The sequence below is a fragment of the Rheinheimera baltica DSM 14885 genome (assembly GCF_000425345.1).
In the GTDB taxonomy this organism is placed as follows: domain Bacteria; phylum Pseudomonadota; class Gammaproteobacteria; order Enterobacterales; family Alteromonadaceae; genus Alishewanella; species Alishewanella baltica.
On sequence record NZ_AUDG01000125.1, the window covers coordinates 1 to 1,499 of the forward strand.

General features: G+C 48.5%; 1 protein-coding gene. It reads left to right on the forward strand.

All coding sequences use genetic code 11. The annotated features are described in order from the left end of the window. Window positions 1–140: 140 nt before the first annotated feature. Window positions 141–1,499 (forward strand): TonB-dependent receptor (locus H595_RS23105; RefSeq protein WP_240474956.1); only part of this gene is annotated, 1,359 nt, incomplete at its 3' end.

The window sequence follows — 1,499 nt, forward strand, 5'->3', positions numbered from 1 at the left end:
TGGCGCAGTACCTTGCGCCACTGCAAACACTTGCTAGATACAACGAGTTACAACATTGAATGCGGGGGCTAAATTCGTGGGGATCCCTCAGACTCAAACCCAGTTTATTGGCGCTGGCGATCAGCAGTAGCTTCGCTGGCATGGCTCTGGCGCAAGACGGTACACCAGGTGCAGATGAAGAAGCCAAGCTGGAGCGTATTGAAGTTACTGCCCGTCGTACCATTGAAAACCTGCAGGAAGTTCCGGTGGCCGTAACCTCAATTGGCGCAGCCGACTTAGCCGAGCGCGGTATTGCTACCGTGGTTGAACTTCAACAATTCTCACCAAACACCACCTTGCAGCAAAGTCGCGGCACAAATTCTACGTTAACCGCCTTTATTCGCGGTGTAGGTCAGGAAGACCCTCTATGGGGTTACGAGCCGGGTGTAGGTATTTATGTTGACGATATTTATGTGGCGCGGCCGCAAGGTGCGGTGCTGGATATATTAAACGTTGAGCGTATTGAAGTGCTACGCGGCCCACAAGGCACGCTGTATGGTAAAAACACTATTGGTGGTGCTGTTAAGTACGTTACCAAGGAAATGAGCGGAGATACCGAGTTTGCCGTCAACGTTACTGCCGGTTCCTATAAACAAGGTGACGTAAAACTGACCGGTCAAATACCGCTAATCGATAATCAGCTTTATTTAGGTTTTGGTTATGCCAACTTACAACGCGATGGTTATGGTAACTTTTTAACGTCAGCCTTGGCGGGGCAAGATGGCGAGAACTATAACAAAGACTTGCAGGCTTACCGCTTTACCTTGGAATACCGGCCGAGCGACGCTGTTTTTATACGGCTGAATTACGATAAGACCGAAGACGATTCTAACGCCAAAGGCGGTTACCGCTTATTACCCAGCTTGTTAACCGATGCACCTGTTCCGGATAGTGTATATGATTCGTACACCAGTATGCCTACCTGGAATACGGTAGACACTGAAGGGGTAGGTCTGACCATTAATTGGGACATCAACGACAACTGGACGTTTAAGTCGATTACCTCTCAGCGTGAAAGTTACTCTAAAACCAACATTGATTTTGACAATACCTCATTGGATATCTTTGATGTCCCCGCCATTTATGATGACGAGCAGTTTACCCAGGAGTTCCAGCTTAACTACCAGACCGACGGCTTTAAAATGGTGTCTGGCGCTTACTACTACACTGCCGACTCTTGTGGTGTATTCGACGCCATACTGGGTGTGTTGGGTCGAGGGGCATTTGGCACACCTGGCCTGACGCGTGAAGTGGGCGGCTGTAGCAATGGTGACAGCACCGCGCTTTATGCTCAGGGTACCTATGATATTGACGAAAAATGGTCAGTAACGGCCGGTTTACGCTACACCAAAGATGATAAAGATGCATTAGGGCTTGTTGATCTTTCGAGATGGATTATTAGACAGCATGATGGGCTGGTACAATTACTTTCGCCAAAAACTAACCATGACAACCCATCA